General features: G+C 67.9%; 13 protein-coding genes. 5 read left to right on the top strand and 8 right to left on the bottom strand.

What is annotated here, in order from left to right; genetic code table 11:
* Positions 1-21: 21 nt before the first annotated feature.
* A complete protein-coding gene (locus IEX71_RS12850) occupies positions 22-522 on the bottom strand; it encodes a Rieske (2Fe-2S) protein (protein WP_188837441.1) in 501 nt (166 codons plus the stop codon).
* A 103-nt stretch (positions 523-625) separates the two neighbouring features.
* On the bottom strand, positions 626-3,781 hold the full coding sequence (gene uvrA, locus IEX71_RS12845; RefSeq protein ID WP_444542667.1) for an excinuclease ABC subunit UvrA: 3,156 nt from the start codon (positions 3,779-3,781) through the stop codon (positions 626-628).
* 53 nt (positions 3,782-3,834) lie between these two features.
* On the opposite strand from uvrA, the gene IEX71_RS12840 reads away from it, so the two are divergent.
* The 4 genes from IEX71_RS12840 (at position 3,835) to IEX71_RS12825 (ending at position 7,335) form a co-directional block, all read left to right on the top strand.
* Positions 3,835-4,500, top strand: coding sequence for an MBL fold metallo-hydrolase (locus tag IEX71_RS12840; protein ID WP_188837440.1), 666 nt, complete (start codon positions 3,835-3,837; stop codon positions 4,498-4,500).
* 35 nt (positions 4,501-4,535) lie between these two features.
* Entirely contained in the window at positions 4,536-5,291 is a 756-nt protein-coding gene (locus IEX71_RS12835) for a C40 family peptidase (protein WP_188837439.1), read from the top strand.
* Positions 5,292-5,322: 31 nt separating this feature from the next.
* On the top strand, positions 5,323-6,216 hold the full coding sequence (locus tag IEX71_RS12830; RefSeq protein WP_229749702.1) for an EamA family transporter: 894 nt from the start codon (positions 5,323-5,325) through the stop codon (positions 6,214-6,216).
* A gap of 63 nt (positions 6,217-6,279) precedes the next feature.
* Complete coding sequence (locus IEX71_RS12825) at positions 6,280-7,335, top strand: tartrate dehydrogenase (protein ID WP_188837438.1); 1,056 nt, start codon at positions 6,280-6,282, stop codon at positions 7,333-7,335.
* 72 nt (positions 7,336-7,407) lie between these two features.
* On the opposite strand, the gene IEX71_RS12820 is transcribed toward IEX71_RS12825, so the two are convergent.
* Both IEX71_RS12820 and IEX71_RS12815 read right to left on the bottom strand, forming a co-directional pair.
* Positions 7,408-8,841: an MFS transporter gene (locus IEX71_RS12820; protein WP_188837437.1), complete on the bottom strand. Its 1,434-nt coding sequence runs from the start codon at positions 8,839-8,841 to the stop codon at positions 7,408-7,410.
* Between the two features lie 65 nt (positions 8,842-8,906).
* On the bottom strand, positions 8,907-10,172 hold the full coding sequence (locus IEX71_RS12815; protein ID WP_188837436.1) for an aspartate aminotransferase family protein: 1,266 nt from the start codon (positions 10,170-10,172) through the stop codon (positions 8,907-8,909).
* Between the two features lie 88 nt (positions 10,173-10,260).
* On the opposite strand from IEX71_RS12815, the gene IEX71_RS12810 reads away from it, so the two are divergent.
* A complete protein-coding gene (locus IEX71_RS12810; protein WP_188837435.1) occupies positions 10,261-11,739 on the top strand; it encodes an NAD-dependent succinate-semialdehyde dehydrogenase in 1,479 nt (492 codons plus the stop codon).
* Positions 11,740-11,755: 16 nt separating this feature from the next.
* Here the strand turns inward: IEX71_RS12810 and IEX71_RS12805 are convergent, their stop codons facing one another.
* Genes IEX71_RS12805 through IEX71_RS12790 form a run of 4 tightly spaced genes read right to left on the bottom strand, consistent with a single transcriptional unit; the run spans position 11,756 to position 16,112 of the window.
* Positions 11,756-12,448, bottom strand: coding sequence for a GntR family transcriptional regulator (locus IEX71_RS12805; protein WP_188837434.1), 693 nt, complete (start codon positions 12,446-12,448; stop codon positions 11,756-11,758).
* Positions 12,445-13,683 (bottom strand): M20 family metallopeptidase, encoded by a 1,239-nt coding sequence (locus IEX71_RS12800; protein WP_188837433.1) that lies wholly within the window; start codon positions 13,681-13,683, stop codon positions 12,445-12,447. The genes IEX71_RS12805 and IEX71_RS12800 overlap by 4 nt, the downstream gene beginning before the upstream one ends.
* Positions 13,680-14,882 carry an aminotransferase-like domain-containing protein gene (locus IEX71_RS12795; RefSeq protein ID WP_188837432.1) on the bottom strand — a complete coding sequence of 401 codons (1,203 nt, stop codon included), beginning with the start codon at positions 14,880-14,882 and terminating at the stop codon, positions 13,680-13,682. The genes IEX71_RS12800 and IEX71_RS12795 overlap by 4 nt, the downstream gene beginning before the upstream one ends.
* 6 nt (positions 14,883-14,888) lie before the next feature.
* Positions 14,889-16,112: a M24 family metallopeptidase gene (locus tag IEX71_RS12790; RefSeq protein ID WP_229749701.1), complete on the bottom strand. Its 1,224-nt coding sequence runs from the start codon at positions 16,110-16,112 to the stop codon at positions 14,889-14,891.
* Positions 16,113-16,145 lie beyond the last annotated feature (33 nt).

Below are 16,145 nucleotides of genomic sequence, written 5' to 3'. Positions count from 1 at the left end.
CTACGGTCGCTGCGGGTGCGCTCAGCTGACGATGACCTGCGAGCCCTTCACGGTGGCCTTCATCGGGCTGAGGGGCTTGGTCGCCGGGCCGTTCTTGACCGAGCCGTCCTTGGTGCTGAACTGGCTGCCGTGACAGGGGCAGCTGATCGTGTCGCCACTGATCTTGGTGACGGGACAGCCCTGGTGGGTGCAGACGTAGCTGAACGCCTTGAACTCACCCTCGGCCGGTTGGGTGACGACAGCCTTCAGATCGTCGTCGATGACGCCGCTGCCGACCGGCACTTTGGATTTGGCGATGCCCTGTCCGCCGGTGGGGGCCCCGCTCGACGCGGCATCGCCCGACGCGTCACCGGTATCGGCCGCGGCGGCGCCGGCGGAGCCGGACGAGCCTCCGCACGCCGCGAGTGCGGCGGCTGCGACGACGGCGCCCCCTGCCATGCCCGCGGAACGCAACACCGTCCGCCGTTGGGTGCCACTGGGCGTTGCCGGGTCAGATGCTTCGGTCTCGTCCGGAGTAGTCATGCCACCAGGATGCAGTAATTGAAAGGTCAATAGATGACCAGGACCTGTGCAGATGCTGTGCAGTCGTACGCGGCCGCAGTGCACCCCATCGAACGAAGGCCGGCTACTTCGACCCCGCTCCCCGCTTGACCGTCCCGCTGCGGGTGGCCTTGGCGACCGCGGCCGGCTTCGGCGACTTGACCGCCGCAGCGGCCGTGCGTGTCCGCCCCGGCGTCTTGGCGGCCGTCTTCGTGGTCGCGGCCGTCTTCGTGGCCGCGACCTTCTTCGTGGCGGGCTTCTTCGTGGCCGCCCTCTTGGTAGTGACCTTCGGCGCAGCCGACTTCGCGCTCGTCGCCCGCGCACCCTGCGAGGGACGCTCCGCGCGACTGGACTTGGCCAGCAGCGCACCGAGGTACTGCCCGGTGTAGCTCTCCGGCACCTCGGCGACCTCCTCCGGCGTGCCGGTCGCCACCACGGTGCCGCCGCGGTGACCGCCCTCGGGGCCCATGTCGATCACCCAGTCGGCGGACTTGATCACGTCGAGGTTGTGCTCGATCACGATGACCGAGTTGCCCTTGTCGACCAGGCCCTGCAGCACCCCGAGCAACTTGCGGATGTCGTCGAAGTGCAGGCCGGTGGTCGGCTCGTCGAGGACGTAGATCGTCCGGCCGGTCGATCGCTTCTGCAGCTCGGTCGCGAGCTTCACGCGCTGCGCCTCCCCACCGGACAGCGTGGGTGCCGGCTGCCCGAGCCGGACGTAGCCGAGGCCGACATCGACCAGGGTGTTCATGTGTCGCGCGATGGCCGGCACGGCGGCGAAGAAGTCCTTCGCCTCCTCGATCGGCATGTCGAGCACGTCCGCGATGGTCTTGCCCTTGAAATGGACCTCGAGCGTCTCGCGGTTGTAGCGGGCGCCGTGACACACCTCGCACGGGACGTAGACGTCCGGCAGGAAGTTCATTTCGATCTTCAGGGTGCCGTCGCCGCTGCACGCCTCGCAGCGACCGCCCTTGACGTTGAACGAGAAACGGCCCGGCTGGTAGCCGCGCACCTTCGCCTCGGTGGTCTCGGCGAACAACTTGCGGACGTTGTCGAAAACACCCGTGTAGGTCGCGGGGTTGCTCCGCGGCGTCCGGCCGATCGGGCCCTGGTCGACGTGCACGACCTTGTCGAGCTGCTCGAGACCCTCGACCGTGCGGTGCCGCCCGGGCACGTGGCGTGCGCCGTTGAGCTGGTTGGCGAGCACGTTGTAGAGGATGGAGTTGACCAAGGTCGACTTGCCGGAACCCGAAACACCAGTGACAGCAACCAGATTGCCGAGTGGTATGGCGACATCGACGTTCTGCAGATTGTGCTCGCGCGCGCCGCGCACGACGATCTGCCTGCCGTCCTGCGGACGCCGAATCGCAGGAGTGAGGATCTCGCGGCGGCCGGACAGGTAGGCGCCGGTGATCGAGTCCGCTTCGTCGCGCAGGCCCTCGACCGGACCGGAGTAGACGACGTTGCCGCCGTGCTCCCCCGCACCCGGGCCGATGTCGACCACCCAGTCGGCGGTGGCGATCGTGTCCTCGTCGTGCTCGACGACGATCAGCGTGTTGCCGAGGTCGCGCAGCCGGGTCAGCGTCTCGATCAGACGGTGGTTGTCCCGCTGGTGCAGGCCGATGGACGGCTCGTCGAGCACATAGAGGACGCCGACCAGCCCGGACCCGATCTGGGTCGCCAGGCGGATGCGCTGCGCCTCACCACCGGACAGCGTCGCAGCCGGCCGATCGAGGGACAAGTAGTCGAGGCCGACGTCGAGCAGGAAGCCCAGCCGTGCGTCGATCTCACGGATCACCCGCTCGGCGATCTGCCGCTCACGCGGGGTGAAGTCGACCGTGTCGAGGAAACCGGCCGAGTCCGAGATCGGCAGCGCACACACCTCGGCGATGGAGCGGCCTCCGATCGTGACCGCGAGCGACTCCGGCTTGAGGCGGGCACCGCCGCACACCGGGCACGGGACCTCACGCATGTAGCCCTCGTAGCGGTCGCGGCTCCAATCGGACTCGGTCTCCTCGTGACGCCGCTTGACGAACGGGATCACGCCCTCGAAACCTGTCGAGTAACTGCGCTCCCGCCCATAGCGGTTGCGATATTTGACGTGCACCTGGTGGTTCTTGCCGTGCAGCAACGACTCCTTGGCCCGCTCCGGCAGCGCGTGCCACGGCATGTCGAGCGAGAACTTCTGCTCCTCGGCCAGCGCGCCGATGACCCGCAGGAAGTAGTCGGAGGACTGTGCTCCCTGTGCCCACGGCAGGATCGCACCCTCGCGGATCGACTTGTCCTGATCGGGGATCACCAGATCGACGTCGACCTCCAGCTCGGTGCCGATGCCGGTGCACTTGGGGCAGGCGCCGAACGGGCTGTTGAACGAGAACGAACGCGGCTCGATCTCGTCCATCGACAACGGGTGCTCGTTGGGGCACGCCATCTTCTCGGAGAAACGGCGCTCCCGATCGGGATCGTCGGCGTCCAGATCGACCATGTCGACCAGCAGCACCCCGCCGGCCAGGCCCAGCGCCGTCTCGACCGAGTCGGTCAGCCGCTGCTTGCCGGAGGTGTCGCCCTCCTTGGCGACCAGCCGGTCGACGACGACCTCGATCGTGTGCTTCTTCTGCTTGGCCAGCTTCGGCGGATCGGTCAGTGTCGTGACGTCGCCGTCGACCCGGGCACGGGAGTAGCCCTTGGCCTGCAACTCGGCGAACAGCTCGAGGTATTCGCCCTTGCGGGACCGCACGACGGGAGCCAACACCTGGTAGCGGGTGCGGTCCGGCAACGTCAGCAACTGGTCGACGATCTGCTGCGGTGTCTGCCGGCCGACCGGCTCACCGCAGACCGGGCAGTGCGGGCGTCCGGCGCGAGCGAACAGCAGTCGCAGGTAGTCGTAGACCTCGGTGATGGTGCCGACGGTCGACCGAGGGTTGCGGTTGGTCGACTTCTGGTCGATCGAGACCGCCGGCGACAACCCTTCGATGAAGTCGACGTCCGGCTTGTCCATCTGACCCAGGAACTGCCGGGCGTATGCCGAGAGCGACTCGACATACCGACGCTGACCCTCGGCGAAGATGGTGTCGAAGGCCAACGACGACTTGCCGGACCCTGAGAGCCCGGTGAAGACCACGAGCGAATCGCGGGGAATGTCGATGGAGATGTTCTGGAGGTTGTGCTCGCGGGCACCACGCACCCGAAGGTGGTCATGACCTCGACTAGCTGGCACGGTGGATGACGTCGACGAAGGCACGACGACAATGCTAAGTCGCACCACCGACAACCCCGAATCGTGAGGAGACCCCGATGGGCTACGACGGACAGGTGACTCCTGGTGAGGCGCCTGCGACGCGTGATGTGGGCATCGCCCGGATCAGCAAGATCAGCGTCTCGGACATGCACAACAACGTCTACCTGATCACCGACACCGCCGGCGGGGACGCCCTCCTCATCGACGCCGCCGACGACTGGCCCGCGATCAGCGCGATGATCGCCGCGGACGGCGGTCGCGTGACCCACCTCGCGACGACCCACCGACACTTCGACCACGTCCGTGCGCTGCCCGAGGCCGCACGGGAGACCGGTGCGCAACTGTTGGCCGGCGCCGACGACGCGGCCGACCTGCCGGTCGAGGTGGATCGCCGGCTGCAGGACGGTGACACCGTGCAGGTCGGTGAGCTGGCGTTCGACGTCGTCACACTGCGCGGCCACACTCCGGGTTCGATCGCGTTGTCCCTGCGCGGCAGCGACGGCATGACGCACCTGTTCACCGGCGACTCGCTCTTCCCCGGTGGTGTCGGTGCGACGGACCGCTATGAGTACCAGTCATTTCCGCAACTCATCGACGACGTCGAGGAACGGCTCTTCGGTCGGTATGACGACAACACCTGGGTCTACCCCGGCCATGGTGACGACACCACCCTCGCCGTCGAGCGCCCCCATCTCACGGAGTGGCGGACCCGGGGGTGGTGAGTGCGCGGACCGGCGACAGCGTGTTTGATGGCGTGGTGACAAATGACACGGCTGCCACCCGACTGGCAATTGTGAACGTCGACATCACCGGCTTGTGGACGACTCCCGACTCACCGCGTCCGATCGACGCGCCGTTGGTCGCCGACCGTCCCGACCACCAGGAGTGGCTGACCGCCATGGACCGGACCACCCTGGAGGACGGCCGGTTGGGTCTCTACGACCGCTTCGACTCCGAACTGCTGGAGGGCGAGCCGGTCATCGTCGCTTCCGGCGACACCGACGGCTGGACCAGGGTGACCTCGCCCTGGCAGCCGTATGACGGCAGCGACACCGGCTACCCGGGGTACATCCGGACGGCGCACCTGACGCCGGTGGAGGATGCGTCGCTCGACGCGTTGCCGGACAGCGGACTCGCCCCCACCACCGAGACCTTCCTGGCCGAGGCCCGCACCCACATCGGCCTGCCCTACCTGTGGGGCGGCATCTCGCCGAAGGGGCTGGACTGCTCCGGCCTGGTGCATCTCAGCCTGCGCCGGCTGGGCATCGTCTTCCCGCGCGACGGCGGTGACCAGTACCGCGCCTGCGCGGACGTGCCGATCGACCAGGCGCAGCCGGGCGACCTCTACTTCTTCGCACAGCCCGGCAAGGAGATCCACCACGTCGGGATCGTCACCGGACCGGGTCGCATCCTGCACTCTCCGTCGACCGGCCAGGACGTCGTCGAGGAGGAGATGCCGGCCCAGCGCCTGCAGACCCTGACGAAGGTCGGCCGGATCCGCCAACTGCAATGACACCGACCGTCCGCTGTCCTTCGGACCGCACATGATGCAACGCCGACGCGGCGCGGGACCTGTTCCCGCGCCGCTGCTCGTGCTGGGCGGCATCGTGTCGGTCCAGTTCGGCGGCGCGCTCGCGGCAACGCTGTTGCCGCTGGTCGGAGTGCCGGGGTCGGTCGCGTTGCGGCTGGCGCTCGCCGCCGTCGTCGTGCTGGCCTGGACACGACCGTCCCTGCGTGGACGCACGCGTGCCGATTGGGTGGCCGTCGCGTCATACGCCGTGGCGCTGGGCGCGATGAACTGGTGCTTCTACGGTTCGTTGGAGCGGTTGCCGATCGGCGTCGCCGTGACCATCGAATTCGTCGGGCCGCTGGTGCTCTCGGCGGTCCTGTCGCGGCACCTGCGCGACGCCGCTGCGGTGGCGCTCGCGGCCGCCGGCGTCGTCCTCGTCTCGGGTGCCGTCAACACGCCCTGGCACGAGTTGGACGGCGTCGGCATCCTGCTGGCGTTGTCCGCCGGTGCGTGCTGGGCGGCATACATCCTCACCTCGCGCCGGACCGGCCAGCACTTCGCCGGCCTGGACGGACTGGCGATCGCGATGGCTCTGGCCGCGATCGTGGTGCTGCCGTTCGGTGCGTTCGAGGCGGGCAGCGACCTGATCGGCGGCGAAGCACTGCTCAAGGGTGCCGGCATCGCGGTGCTGTCCTCGGTGCTCCCCTATTCGCTGGAGATGATCGCGCTGCGGCGCATCGCGGCCAACGTCTTCGGCATCCTGCTCTCCCTCGAGCCCGCGGTCGCGGCACTCGCCGGGTTGCTGGTGCTCGGCCAGCACCTGTCCGCCATCAAGCTGCTCGGCATGGTGTTCGTCGTGAGCGCGAGCGTGCTCATCCTCGGCGCACAGCGCGGCGCGGCCGCCGACCCTCCCCCGCAGGACGTATGACGGCCCGACTCCGTCGGTCGAGGCGCCGCACTGCGCCTCGGCGGACCAACTAGCATCGCCTGCATGGGAGCCAGCTACACGGTCGATGTCATTCCCGGCGACGGAATCGGACAGGAAGTGACGCCTGCGGCGACCGCCTGTGTGGACGCGCTGGCCGAGCGTCATGACTTCACGATCGAGTGGCGCGACCGGGACTGGGGATCCGACCACTACCGCTCGACCGGTCGCATGCTGCCGGTCGACGGGCTGGAGCAGATGGCCGATGCGGACGCCATACTCCTCGGTGCGGTCGGCGACGTGGACATCCCGGACGACGTGACCCTGTGGGGGCTGCTCATCCCGATCCGCCGTGAGTTCGACCAGTACATCAACCTGCGCCCCAGCCGCACCCTCCCCGGTGTGCCGTCGCCTCTCGCAGGCGACAAAAAGCTGGACGTGGTCGTCGTGCGGGAGAACGTCGAGGGCGAATACTCCGAGATCGGCGGTCGCTTCCGCCGTGGTCAGCCGGACGAATTGGCTTTGCAGGAAGCGATTTTCACCCGTAAGGGCGTGTCCCGGGTCACCCGCTTCGCGGCGCAGTTGGCGACGGAGCGCAGCGGACGACTGGTGTCGGCGACCAAGTCCAACGGCATCATCCACACGATGCCGTTCTGGGACGAGGTGGCCCGCGAGACCGTCGCGGAGTTCCCAGGAGTCACGCTGGAGAAGGTCCTGGTCGACGCGCTCGCCGCACGTGTCGTGCTCGCACCGGACAGCCTCGACGTCGTCGTCGCGTCCAACCTCTTCGGCGACATCCTGTCCGACCTGGCCGCCGCGGTCGCCGGGTCCCTCGGTGTCGCACCGAGCGCCAACCTCAATCCGGAGCGCGAGCATCCGTCGCTGTTCGAGCCCGTGCACGGCAGCGCCCCGGACATCGCGGGCAAGGGCGTGGCCAACCCGGTCGCGGCCATCTGGGCCGGCGGCATGATGCTGCGCCATCTCGGTCAACCCGAGGCGGCGGACACCCTGGAGGCGGCGTTCGGCGCGGTGCTGGCGGAGGGCACCCGCACCCGCGACCTCGGCGGCACCGCGTCGACGACGGACTTCACCGACGCGGTCCTGGCCCGGCTGCGGAAGTAGCACACACCGACATACGAGAAGGTGCCCGGACCCGTATCACGGGGCCGGGCACCTTCAGGTGCGCATGGGCAGCTACTGGCCTCGCGGGCGGCGCCTGACGCCGAACTCCTTCGACACGTCACGGATCCCGGACACGTTGTGGATGCCCGACTTGTCTCGAGGCTGCTGCTCCTCCTCGTCATCCGTGCCCGGTATGCCGCGCCCGCGGATCGACTCACCCGCGGTCTCGGGCACCTTCACCAGGCCGATCATGCCGATGACCATCGCGAGCATCATGTAGTAGGCCGGCATATAGCGGCCGCCCCAGCCGACCATCCAATCGTTGACCAGTGAGGCCGTGCCACCGAAGGCGGCGGTCGAGATGTTGTAGCTGATCGCCATACCCGCGTAGCGCACGTGCGCCGGGAACATCGCCGGGAAGGTCGCCGAGATGGTGCCGAGCTGCGGCAGGTAGACCAATCCGAGGACGGTGAATCCGACGATGGCCCAGCCAAGCCCCTGACCCATCAGCCAGAAACACGGAACTGCGAGCACGAACATCGCGGTCAGCGAGAACCACCACATCGGTTTGCGCCCGACGCGGTCGGAGGTGCTCCCGGCGATCCAGATCAGTGCCACCATGATCAGCTGCCCGATGAGCAGGACGATGTCGGACTTGGTTGCCGAGATGCCGAGCGCGCTGGTCATGTAGGTCGGCATGTAGGTCAGCAGCGTGTAATTGGCGATGTTGAGCGCGACCACCATCAGGAAGAGACGCAGGATGGGCTGCCAGTAGTCGCGGAACAGGCTCTTGAGCGCTCCGGTCGCCGCCTCCTCCGCTTCGTCGTTGTCCTGCAACTCGCGGAAGACGGGAGTGTCCTCCATCCTGCTTCGCAGATAGAGCCCGACCAGACCCAGTGGGAGCCCGATCAGGAACGGGATGCGCCAGCCCCAAGACATCATCGCGTCGTCGCTGAGCGACGCGCGCAGGATGAGCACGACGGCGAGGCCACCGCTGAAGCCCAGCAGGGTTCCGCACTCGAGGAACGAACCCCAGAAGCCGCGCTTCTTGTCCGGCGAGTACTCCGCCATGAAGGTGGCGGCGCCGCCGTATTCACCACCGGTGGAGAAGCCCTGCACGATGCGCAGCAACACCAGGAAGATCGGCGCCCAGATCCCGATCGACTGGTAATTGGGGATGAGGCCCACCAGGGCGGTGCCGACGGACATCAGGATGATGGTCATCGCCATCACCTTGTTGCGACCGAGCCGGTCACCGATCGGGCCCCACACGATGCCGCCCAGCGGGCGCAGGATGAAGGAGACCGCGTAGACCAGCAAGGTGGCGGCATTCCCGGCGTTCGGGAAGAAGTTGTGGGTGATCTCGGCGGTCAGGTAGGCGTAGACGCCGTAGTCGTACCACTCGGTGGCGTTACCGATCATCGAGGCGCCGACCGCGCGCCTCAATGTCTTCTCGTCGACCTCGGGCGGTTCGACCTCGTCGGACTTGCTCATATCCACTGACATGCGGGTCCTCCTAGATGGATCTGCATTTCCTGGGTATTCGTCGCCCGCCACGTCGGACGCCGCTGTTAGCTCGTCCCACCCTGCAGCACGGCGTTCACCGACTCCGCCCACAGCGCAGCTGCCTCGTCCACCTCCTTGTCGTTCACCACGAGCGCGGGAATGAACCTCACGACCTCGCCCCACGGACCACAGTTGAGCAGCAGCAGGCCGCGGTCGGCCGCTTCCCTTTGTACCGCGCCGGCCGTCGCCCCATCGGGATTACCGTCGGCGTCTCTGAATTCGTTTCCGATCATGAGACCGAGGCCGCGGACGTCGTGTATGGCGTCATACTTGCTCGCGGTGGCGCGTAGCGCGTCGGTCAACTGGGCACCACGCTCGGCCGCGTTGTCGACCAGTTTCTCCTCCTGTATGACGTCGAGTGTCGCGATGGCCGCGGCGCATGCCACGGCGTTGGCGCCATACGTTCCGCCCTGTGAACCGGGCCAGACCTTCTCCATCAGGGCCGCCGGTGCGGCGATGCCCGAGAGCGGGAAACCGGAGCCGATGCCCTTGGCGGTGACCAGGATGTCCGGAGTGACCGCGAAGTGCTCCTGCGCCCAGAACTTGCCGGTCCGGCCCCAACCGGTCTGCACCTCGTCGAAGACGAGCAGGATGCCGTACTTGTCGGCGCGATCGCGCAGGCCGGCGAAGAACTCGGTGTTGCCGGGCACGTAACCGCCCTCGCCGAGGACGGGTTCGACCAGGAACGCCGCGGTCTCGTTGGGTTGGCTGAGCGTCTGCAACGTGTGGTCGAGCTCCTTGAGCGCGAACTCGGTCGCCTGCTCCACGCTCCAGCCGTAGTAGGTCGGGTTGGGGAACGGCGAGACGTGCACCCCGGCCATCAACGGCGCGAAACCAGCGCTGTAGCGGGTGTGCGAGGTCGTCAGCGACGCGGTCGCCACCGTCCGCCCGTGGAAGCCGCCGTGGAAGACCACGATGTTGGGTCGCCCCGTCGCCTGCCGGGCCAGCCGCAGTGCCGCCTCGACCGCTTCGGAGCCGGAGTTTGCGAAGAAGAGCCGGTCCAGGCCGCTCGGCAGCACCTCGCCGAGCCGCTCGGTCAAGGTCAGCAGCGGCTGATGCATCACCGTCGTGTATTGCGCGTGGATCAGTTTGCCGACCTGCTCCTGAGCCGCCGCGACGACCTTCGGATGGCAGTGGCCTGTGCTGGTCACGCCGATCCCCGCGGTGAAATCCAGATAGCGGCGGCCGGCTTCGTCATACAGATTGACGCCCTTGCCGTGCGTCGCGAGCACGGGGGTCGCCTGCTTGAGCGCACCGGAAAGCTGAGTCATGACACTTTCTCCTGAGGTTGATTCGGAACAAGCACAAGCCTTTTTGCTAGATTGTCGACAATCAGACTAACGCGATGGGAGTGCAGATATGGCTAACTCGAACGCCGCAACCAGCGACCAGGCACGCGTCCTCGACGCCGTCCCGACCGACCTGCTGATCGGCGGGTCGTGGTCCGCAGCAGCCGAGCACGCGACGTTCCCGGTCAATGATCCGGCCACCGGCAAGGAGCTGAGCCAGGTCGCGGACGCCTCGCCCGCGGACGGCCTGCGGGCACTCGACGCCGCCGTTGCCGCACAGCGCGACTTCGCCGCGACCTCTCCTCGCGAGCGCTACGACATGTTGATGAAGGCCTTCGGCCTGCTCACCGAGCGGATCGACGACCTGGCGCTGCTGATGACCCTCGAGATGGGTAAGCCGCTGGCCGAGTCCCGCGGTGAGATCACGTATGCCGCAGAGTTCTTCCGGCACTTCGCCGGTGAGGCGTTGCGCATCGACGGTGGCTACCAGACGGCGCCGGCGGGCGGTGCGCGCTTCCTGGTGACCAAGCAACCGGTCGGACCGTGCCTGTTGATCACGCCGTGGAACTTCCCGATGGCGATGGGCACCCGCAAGATCGGACCCGCCATCGCGGCCGGCTGCACCAGCGTCATCAAGCCCGCCGCGCAGACCCCGCTGTCGATGCTCGCGCTCGGTCAGATCCTGATCGACGCCGGCGTCCCCGATGGCGTCGTCAACATCGTGACCACCACGGATGCGGGCGGGGTCATGGAGCCACTCATCAAGTCAGGCAAGGCGCGGAAGCTGTCGTTCACCGGATCGACCAAGATCGGCAAGGTGCTGCTCGAGCAGTGCGCGGACAAGGTGCTGCGGACCTCGATGGAGCTGGGTGGCAACGCACCCTTCCTCGTCTTCGACGACGCTGACCTCGACGAGGCGGTCGCCGGTGCCATGGCCGCCAAGATGCGCAACATGGGCGAGGCGTGCACCGCGGCCAACCGCATCTACGTACAGCGCGGTGTGGCCGAGGACTTCGCCGGTCGGCTGGCCGAGAAGATGAAGGCGTTGCAGGTCGGTCCGGGCACCGCGGACGGCACTCAGGTCGGCCCGCTGATCGATGACGCCGGCCGGAGCAAGGTCGTCGATCTGGTGGCTGACGCGACCGAGCGAGGGGCGCGCGTGCTGACCGGCGGTCAGGTGCCCGACGGCGACGGATTCTTCTATCCCCCAACAGTTCTGCTCGATGTGCCGGGTGACGCACGGATGGCGCAGGAGGAGATCTTCGGCCCGGTGGCGTCGATCATCCCGTTCGACGAGGAGGACGCCGTGGTCGAGGCGGCGAACGACACGCCGTACGGCCTGGTCTCCTACGTCTTCACCAACGACCTGCGGCGGGCGCTGCGCGTGGCCGAGAGGCTGGAGTCCGGCATGGTCGGGCTCAACCAGGGCGTGGTGTCCAACCCGGCGGCGCCGTTCGGAGGCATCAAGGAGTCCGGTCTCGGCCGCGAAGGCGGCAGCGTCGGCATCGACGAGTTCCTCGAGGTGAAATACATCGGGATCAGCGTGTGAGCACGGCGCCCGGGGATCAGTCCTCGGGCGCCCCATCCCCGGGGACCAGCCGCTCGACCGCGTCGGCCATGTGCAACTGCAGCAGCCGGTCGGTCGTTGCGGGGTCGTGGTCGATGAACGACTGCGCGATGGCACGGTGCTCGGCGGCCCGGGAGTCGTTGCCCTCGTATGTCGGATCGAGCGCGTGGATGCCCATCCGGGTCTCGGTGAGCAACGTGCGGTGCATCAGCGACAAGCGCGTGCTCCCGGCCAGTCGCACGAGCAGGTCGTGGAAAGCGATGTCCGCCTCGCCGACACCGGTCGCGTCCTCCGCCTCAGCGGTGACGGTCATGGCATCGGTGATCTCCATCAACTCGGCACCGGCCTGTTCCGGTGCATCGAGGAGGTGGATCTGCTCGGCCGCGGCTCGTTCGACGGCCTGCCGGGCGACATACATGTCCCGCACCCGGTCCGGCGTCATCTCGATCACGAACAGTCCGCGATTGCGGATCGACAGCAGCAACCCTTCCTGGGTGAGGCGTTGCAGGCCCTCGCGCAGCGGACCACGACTGACACCGAGTTGCTTGGCGAGATCGGCCTCGCCGAGCTGACTACCCGGCGGCAAATCGCCCCGCTCCAGCGCGCCGCGCACGCTGTCCGCGATCATCGCGGCAGTCGACTGGCGCACGACGGGTTTGAGGGCGCGTGGTTTCGCGGGTGCCTTCGTCATACCCGACCGCCTCGGGGAGCAAGCAGTCGTGCAGCCGTCCGCGCATAGGTGCGGGCCGCGGTCACCAGCTCCGCGATCGACACCGACTCGTCCGGCCGGTGAGCCTGGTCGTTGACCGAGCCCGGGCCGAGCACGACGGTGGGCACACCGAAGTCACGGCTGACGTAGCCGCCGTCGCAGGCCGCCGTCCAGCCACCCAACGGCAGACCGGGTCCGCCGGAGTCGGCCAGTGCGCGGTCGACCTCCTGGACGAACCCGGCGTCGGCCGGGGTCTCGAAACCGGGCATGCTCATCGGCAGCGCCACCTCGACGCGCAGGTCGTCGCGCCCGAGGTCCAGCGAGTCGATCCGGGCGATGACCGCACGACGCACCGCCTCCGGGTCCTCCCCCGGCAGCAGCCTCCGGTCGGCCTGCACGCGGCAGGTCGCCGGCACGATGGCGGTGCCCTGTCCGCCGGTCACGATGCCGACGCTCCAGGTCGCCGGTCCCACCAGTGGGTGAGGCGACGCGGCCAGCTCGTCGTTCCATCCGCGCAGTGATTCGATCACCCGCGCGGCACCGTAGATCGCGTTGCGACCGTCGGACGGACGCCCGGCATGTGCGGCCACTCCGTGCACGGTGATGTCCAGGTAACAGTCGCCGCGCGCGGCCACGATCGTCTGCAGGTCGGTCGGCTCGGCGGTGATGCAGCCGAGGTACGTCGGCGGGTCGTCCGCCATGAACCGGCGGATGCCGATGCCGCCCTCCTCCTCGTCGACGGTGGCGACGAGCTCGATCCGACCGGACAACTGCTCCCCCACGTCGCCGGCTGCACGCTGCACCGCGTGCATGGCGACCACGCTCGCAGCGAGGCCGCCGAGCATGTCGGTGCTCCCCCGCCCGAAGATCCGCCCGTCGCGGACCAGACCACCGAACGGCTCGACGGTCCACCCGTCGCCCACCGGCACGACGTCCGTGTGTCCGAGCAGCAGGAGCCGCGGGCCGTCGCCACCGAGTGTCGTAGCGCTGACGTTGTCCCGGTCCTGCGCCGCAGTGGTGCGCACCACGGACAGGTCGCGACCACGGCAGGCTGACACCAGCGCCTCGACCCGCGCGGCCTCCTCACCGGGTGGGTTCTCACCGGGGATGCGGACCAGTGTCTGCGTCAGTCCGACGAGGTCCGCCTCCTCGATCAGCTCGAGCGCGCGCGCCTCGAGTTGCGAAACCTGTTGTCTCTCAGCGGATTCAGTAGTCACAGCTTTCCCATGTTATCGACAGCGGTGCGCAGCCTGGCGACGCCTTCCCGGATGCGATCCGGTTCGCTCGACGCGAAGCACAGGCGCAACGCGTTCGGGAAGAACTTGCTGGGTGAGAACGCGTTGCCGGGAATGAAGGCGACACCGTCGGCCAACGCCTGCTCGAACAGCGCTTCGGTGTCGACCTCGTCGCCGAAGGTGACCCAGAGGAAGAAGCCGCCCTCCGGGTCGGTCCAGCGCGCCTCGCCGCTGAAGTGCTCGGTGAGCGCCTCCTGCATCGCCACCTTGCGCTCGCGGTATGCCGCCCGCTGCGTCGCCAGGTGCTCGCGCAGGTGGCCGCCCTCGAGGAAGGCGGCGATCAGTCGTTGCAGCGGCAGGTTGGTGCAGGTGTCCATCGCCTGCTTGGCGTTGATCAGCAGTTGCTGGAGCGACGGATCAGCGTCGACCCACCCGACCCGCAGGCCGGGCGCCATGATCTTCGAGAACGTGCGCACGGAGAGGACCAGCGGGTCGCCGTCGGCCAGCTCGTGCAGCGACGGGACGTCCTCCCCTGCGAAGCGCAGCCGACCGTAGGGGTCGTCGTCGATGAGGAGGCTGCCCCACCGCTGGGTGAGTTCGATCAGCCGGCGTCGCCGCTCGAGCGACATCGATGCCCCGGACGGGTTCTGGAAGGTCGGTATGGCGTAGATCGCCTTCGGCGCACGACCGGCCTGCTCGACCATCTCCTCCATCCGGTCGACCTGCATGCCCTCGTCGTCGACCGGGACCTCCAGCAACTGCGCCTGGTAGGACATCGCGGTCGCGGACCCGTTGGTGTAGGTCGGCGACTCGACGACCACGAGATCACCCGGATCGACGAAGAGCTTGAACGCCAGATCGAGCCCTTGCATCCCGCCGGCGGTGATCAGCACCCTCTCGGGACTGGTCTCGTCGGTGGTCCCACGGAGTTCAGCGAGCAACGCTTCCCGCAGCCGCGGGTCGCCCTCGCTCGCTCCGTAGTCGTAGGCGTCAGGTCGGTCGAGTTCGGTCGCCGCAAGCTCACGCAGCACGTGCGCCGGGACCGCGTCGGGCGCGGGACTGCCCATCGCGAAGCGGACGATGTCATGTTGCTGCTTCGCCAGCAGCGACGTGCTCGAGTCGATCACCGACCCCACCAGGTCGGTGGTCCGGGAGGCCAGAGGTAGCCGGGCCGTTGTCACAGATCGTCACTCCTTCGCTGTCAGTCCGCGGGGAACATCGGTCAGCAGGTCCGGCCCGGTCGGGCCGATCAGCATGGACTCCGAGGTTTCGTACCCCCACCCGTCCATCCACATACCGAGGATCACGTGGAAGGCCATGTTCTCCTCGATCACCGTCTCGTCCTCGGGTCGGACGCTCATGGTGCGCTCGCCCCAGTCGGGCGGGTAACCGATGCCGATCGAGTAACCGATCCGCGATTCCTTCGTCAGCCCGTACCGGCCGATCGTCTGGGCGAACTCCCGGTGCACATCACAGGTGCGTGTGCCGGGTCGCATCTTCTGCAGCAACGCCTCCATCGCCTCGTTGGTGGCGTCGGCGACCTCCACCAGCTTGTGCGGTGGCTTGCCGAGCACGACGGTCCGGGCCAGCGGTGCGTGGTAGCGGTGGAACACGCCGGCGAGCTCGATGGTCGTCGCCTCACCGCGCTGCAGGGGCAGATCACTCCAGGTCAGGTGTGGGGTGCCCGCGGTCTCACCGGTCGGCAGCATCGGCACGATCGCCGGATAGTCGCCACCCAGCTTGTGCGCGCCGAGCGCCTGTGCGTACTGGATCTCGGCGACGACGTCGCACTGCCGACGCCCGGGCTCCAACTCACGAAGCGCGGTCTCCATCACCCGTTGGGCGATCCGGCCGGCGGTGTGGAGTTTCTCCCGCTCCAACGGTGACTTGATCACCCGGACCCAGTTGACCAGCTCGTTGCTGTCGACCAACGCCGACGTCTTCAGCCCGGACTGGATGGCGAGGTAGCTGCGCACCGAGAAGAAGTGCGCGTCGAGCTCGGCGGCGACATACGCGCCCACCTCGTCGACGAGGACCCCGATCTCCAACGCGCGCTCGACGACCCAATCGAAGGGATGCGCGTCCGGCCGATTGACCAGATAATCCGGGTAGCCGTGTATTCGATCGAACGGCAGGAACGCGGTGTAGTGCGCTCCGGCTGCGTCCATGGTCCGGGTGAAGAGGTGGCAGTCACCCTCCACCGGAACGATGAGGCACTGCGGCATGTAGAAGGACCATGCGTTGTAGCCGGTCAGATAGTAGATGTTCGCGGGGTCCGCGACGATCAGCGAGCTGATCGATCGCTCCGCCATGCTCTCCTGAACCGCAACGAGTCGCGTCAGGTATTCCTGCTCCGGGAAGGGCCGGGAGCGAAGGCCACTGAGAGTGGCGTCGGGGGCAGTCTGTGTCACGTGATCATGGTGCATCCCAGAATCGATTGTTGA

Origin of the sequence: Flexivirga endophytica, assembly GCF_014640635.1 — a bacterium.
GTDB lineage: Bacteria > Actinomycetota > Actinomycetes > Actinomycetales > Dermatophilaceae > Flexivirga > Flexivirga endophytica.
This window is presented reverse-complemented; position numbering and strand designations above follow the sequence as displayed.

Excerpts from the sequence above, each read along its gene's own strand:
- IEX71_RS12850 (WP_188837441.1), bottom strand. The coding sequence starts at position 522 with ATGACTACTCCGGACGAGACCGAAGCATCTGACCCGGCAACGCCCAGT.
- IEX71_RS12840 (WP_188837440.1), top strand. The coding sequence starts at position 3,835 with ATGGGCTACGACGGACAGGTGACTCCTGGTGAGGCGCCTGCGACGCGT.
- IEX71_RS12830 (WP_229749702.1), top strand. The coding sequence starts at position 5,323 with ATGATGCAACGCCGACGCGGCGCGGGACCTGTTCCCGCGCCGCTGCTC.
- IEX71_RS12825 (WP_188837438.1), top strand. The coding sequence starts at position 6,280 with ATGGGAGCCAGCTACACGGTCGATGTCATTCCCGGCGACGGAATCGGA.
- IEX71_RS12820 (WP_188837437.1), bottom strand. The coding sequence starts at position 8,841 with ATGTCAGTGGATATGAGCAAGTCCGACGAGGTCGAACCGCCCGAGGTC.
- IEX71_RS12815 (WP_188837436.1), bottom strand. The coding sequence starts at position 10,172 with ATGACTCAGCTTTCCGGTGCGCTCAAGCAGGCGACCCCCGTGCTCGCG.
- IEX71_RS12810 (WP_188837435.1), top strand. The coding sequence starts at position 10,261 with ATGGCTAACTCGAACGCCGCAACCAGCGACCAGGCACGCGTCCTCGAC.
- IEX71_RS12805 (WP_188837434.1), bottom strand. The coding sequence starts at position 12,448 with ATGACGAAGGCACCCGCGAAACCACGCGCCCTCAAACCCGTCGTGCGC.